General features: G+C 64.9%; 3 protein-coding genes. All 3 read left to right on the top strand.

Annotation, left to right across the window (positions count from 1 at the left end; genetic code table 11):
• The coding region (locus CP49_RS37795; RefSeq protein ID WP_057855183.1) for a heparinase II/III family protein at positions 1-1,591 on the top strand (1,591 nt) is incomplete at its 5' end.
• A 24-nt stretch (positions 1,592-1,615) separates the two neighbouring features.
• Positions 1,616-1,930 carry a HigA family addiction module antitoxin gene (locus tag CP49_RS37790; protein WP_057855182.1) on the top strand — a complete coding sequence of 105 codons (315 nt, stop codon included), beginning with the start codon at positions 1,616-1,618 and terminating at the stop codon, positions 1,928-1,930.
• Between the two features lie 165 nt (positions 1,931-2,095).
• The gene (purH, locus tag CP49_RS37785; RefSeq protein ID WP_057855181.1) at positions 2,096-3,688 is read left to right on the top strand and encodes a bifunctional phosphoribosylaminoimidazolecarboxamide formyltransferase/IMP cyclohydrolase; all 1,593 of its coding nucleotides are present in this window, start codon (positions 2,096-2,098) and stop codon (positions 3,686-3,688) included.
• The last annotated feature ends 311 nt before the right edge of the window (positions 3,689-3,999 follow it).

Below are 3,999 nucleotides of genomic sequence, written 5' to 3'. Positions count from 1 at the left end.
CACCGCCGATGCCACCCGCGCCGCCGAAATCTACGCCGGCCGCTTCGTGTTCGCTGGCAAGATCGTGACCTGCCATGGCCGCTCGATCTTCGATCTCGAACCGCCGTCGGAGGATTGGGAGGTCGCCCTGCTCGGCTTCGGCTGGCTGCGGCACCTGCGCGCCGCCGACACCGCGCTGACCCGTGCCAATGCCCGCTCGCTGGTCGACGACTGGATCTCGAATCCGGCGCGCAAGCGGCCGCTCGAGCGCCGCCCCGACGTGCTGGCGCGCCGCGTGATCTCGCTATTGTCGCAGGCGCCGCTGGTGCTCGGCGACACCGACGGAAAATTCTATCGCAAATATCTGCGCGGGCTGACCCGCGAAATTCGCTATTTGCGCTACGCGATGCTCGACATCGCCGACGGCGTGCCGCGGCTGCAGGTCCTGATCGCGCTGTGCTACGCCTCGCTGTGCCTTGCCAATCAGGCGCGTCACATCCGTTCCGCCACGCGACGGCTTTCCGACGAATTGCAGCGACAGATCATGCCGGACGGCGGGCACATCTCGCGCAATCCCGGCGCGCTGGTCGAACTGCTCAGCGACTTGCTGCCGCTGCGGCAGACATTTGCCGCCCGCAACATCGCGCCGCCGCCGGCGCTGTTGAATGCGATCGACCGCATGATGCCGATGCTGCGTTTCTTCCGCCACGGCGACGGCAGTTTTGCGCTGTTCAACGGCATGAGCAACGCGCCGTCTGATCTGGTGGCGACGCTGCTCGCGTATGACGACACCCACGGCGTGCCGATGGCGAACATGCCGCATACCGGCTTCCAGCGCCTCGATGCCGGCACCACGACCGTCATCATGGACACCGGCCCACCGCCGCCGCCAAATATCAGCCAGGAAGCGCACGCCGGCTGCCTCTCGTTCGAATTGTCGTCCGGACCGAGCCGCATCGTCATCAATTGCGGCATGCCCTCGACCGGCCGCGACAATTGGCGCACCTTTGCGCGCAGCACCGTGGCGCATTCGACCCTGACCTATCACGACACGTCCTCTTGCCAGTTCGTCGAACTGTCGGCGATGAAGCGCCTGCTGCAGGGCGCGCCCGTCGTCAGCGGTCCGGCCAATGTGGAAAGCTACCGCGAGGCGGTGGCCGACGGCGATCTCCTGACCACGTCGCATGACGGCTATCTGGCGCGGTTCGGCGTGCTGCATCGCCGGGTGCTGATGATCTCCCAGGACGGCGGAAGATTAGACGGCGAAGACACGGTGTCGCCGGCGCCGGGCGTGCGTATCAAGGGCGCCGAAACCGATTTTGCCCTGCGGTTTCATCTGCATCCCGCGGTGAAGGCGAGCCGCCTCAGCGACGCGCGCGGCGTCATGCTGGTATTGCCGAGCCGCGACGTCTGGACCTTCGAGGCGCTCGACGACAAGGTCGATCTCGAGGACAGCGTGTTTCTGGCCGGCAATGACGGCCCCCGCCGCACCGCCCAGATCGTGATCCGCCAGGATTCCCGCCATGCTTCCTCGATCCGCTGGAGCTTTGTCCGCTCATCGACGTCGGCTTCTGGGACGACCGCCCGGCGCAAGCCGGAACTGCCGCTCTGAGGCACCGCATTAGAGGAGCAAAACATGGTGTATGCGGCCAAGCGCGGCAAAAGCCGCTGCCCCACTCATCCCGGCGCGCTACTTCGTGACGAGATTATTCCGGCCACCGGCCGAACCAAGTCGGCAATCGCGGGACTGCTCGGGATTTCGCGGCAGCATCTTTACGATATCCTGCAGGAAAAAAAGCCGGTGTCCCCGGCCGTGGCGGTTCGGCTCGGCAAGCTTTTTGGCGATGGAGCGGGAATCTGGACCAGGATGCAGGCCGCTTACGATACTTGGCAGGCGGAGCGAACCGAGGACGTTAGTCAAATCCCGACCATCAAAGCAAAGGCAGCTTGAGACGAAACCGCCATTCAAACCCATCCATGCGGCTTCGAAAGCGCCGGGACTGCCGTTGTAGACCTTTGCAGCTTCTTCCACACGCCGGTCTGGCTGGTTTTTGCCCGGTTTCATGACCGGCAAAACCGTGCTACCGGGCTGGCTTACCAGCCCAGGAACCTCCTTATGACCGACCATCCGCGCCGTGTAACCCGCGCTCTATTGTCCGTTTCCGACAAGACCGGCCTGATCGAATTCGCCAAGGCGCTCGCTAGCCATGGCGTTGAGCTCGTCTCAACGGGCGGCACCGCCAAGGCGATCGCGGCGGCCGGGCTGCAGGTCAGGGACGTCTCGGAGCTGACGGGCTTTCCCGAAATGATGGACGGCCGGGTCAAGACGCTGCATCCCAAAGTGCATGGCGGGCTGCTCGCGATCCGCGACAACAAGGAACATGCCGACGCGATGAAGGCGCATGGCATCGCGCCGATCGATCTGCTGGTAGTCAATCTCTATCCGTTCGAGGCGACCGTCGATAAAGGCGCCGGTTACGAGGACTGCATCGAGAATATCGATATCGGCGGCCCCGCGATGATCCGGGCGGCGGCAAAAAATCACGATGACGTCGCAGTCGTTGTGGAGGCGCAGGATTACCAAGCCGTGCTCGACGAGCTCTCTGCCAACAAGGGCGCAACGACGCTCGCACTGCGCCGCCGCCTCGCTGCCAAGGCCTATGCCCGCACCGCCGCCTATGATGCCGCGATTTCGAACTGGTTCGCCGCCCAGAACAAGGCCGAAGCGCCGGATTTCCGCGCTTTCGGCGGCCGGCTGATCCAATCCTTGCGCTACGGCGAGAACCCGCACCAGACGGCCGCATTCTATCGCACGCCCGACAAACGCCCCGGCGTCGCCACGGTGCGGCAGTTGCAGGGCAGAGAGCTGTCCTACAACAACATCAACGATACCGATGCGGCCTATGAATGCATCGCCGAGTTCGACCCGGCGCGTACCGCCGCCTGCGTCATCGTCAAGCACGCCAACCCCTGCGGCGTCGCAGAAGGTCCCGACCTGGTCAGCGCCTATCGCAAGGCGTTCGCCTGCGACACGCAATCACCCTACGGCGGCATCATCGCCGTCAATCGAACGCTCGACGCCGAAGCCGCGCGCGTCATCACGGAAATCCTGACCGAAGTGATCATTGCGCCGGACGCGACGGAAGAAGCCATCGCGATCGTCGCGAAGCGGAAGAACCTCCGGCTTCTCCTCGCCGGCAGCCTGCCCGACCCGCGCGCGCCGGGCCTCACGGCAAAGACCGTCGCCGGCGGCCTCCTGGTGCAGAGCCGCGACAATGCTGTCGTCGACGATCTCACGCTCAAGACCGTAACCAAACGCGTGCCGACCGACGCCGAGCTGCGCGATCTCAAATTCGCGTTCCGCGTCGCCAAGCACGTCAAGTCGAACACCATCATCTACGCCAAGGATGTCGCCACCGTCGGCATCGGCGCCGGCCAGATGAGCCGGGTCGATTCCGCGCGCATTGCCGCCCGCAAGGCGCAAGATGCTGCGGCTGACGCGAAGCTCGCCGAACCGCTGACCAAGGGCTCAGTCGTCGCCTCCGACGCGTTCTTCCCGTTCGCCGATGGCATGCTGGCCTGCATCGAAGCCGGCGCCACCGCCGTCATCCAGCCCGGCGGCTCGATCCGCGACGAAGAAGTCATCAAGGCCGCCGACGATCACGGCATCGCCATGGTGTTCACAGGCATCAGGCACTTCAGACATTGAGGTGTTTCGTCGTCCCTGCGAAAGCAGGGACCCATAGCCACAGGGTTGTGTTGCTGAAAGAAAGCCGTCGACCCGCGTGCCTGATAACCACGGCCGCGGCGTATGGGTCCCGGCTCGCGCTCGCGTTGCTCGCTTGGCCGGGACGACGAGGGAAATTGCCGGCATAACTCCGACCGTCTCCCGGCGGATGAGGGGCGCTCGCAATCGTCACGAACGTGCGGTGAGAATATCATCCGCGGGCACCAGGCCCCGGATTTGCGCGGAGCCTGTCATCGGGCGCGCATTCGCGCGACCCGTTGGCTCCATCCGGG

The organism is Bradyrhizobium valentinum (assembly GCF_001440405.1).
Taxonomy (GTDB): domain Bacteria; phylum Pseudomonadota; class Alphaproteobacteria; order Rhizobiales; family Xanthobacteraceae; genus Bradyrhizobium; species Bradyrhizobium valentinum.
The sequence above is the reverse complement of the archived record's forward strand: the minus strand, read 5'-3'. Positions and strand labels throughout refer to the sequence as shown.

What these genes read in the sequence shown, in the direction of transcription:
- CP49_RS37790 (WP_057855182.1), top strand. Translation starts at nt 1,616, where the DNA reads ATGGTGTATGCGGCCAAGCGCGGCAAAAGCCGCTGCCCCACTCATCCC.
- purH (WP_057855181.1), top strand. Translation starts at nt 2,096, where the DNA reads ATGACCGACCATCCGCGCCGTGTAACCCGCGCTCTATTGTCCGTTTCC.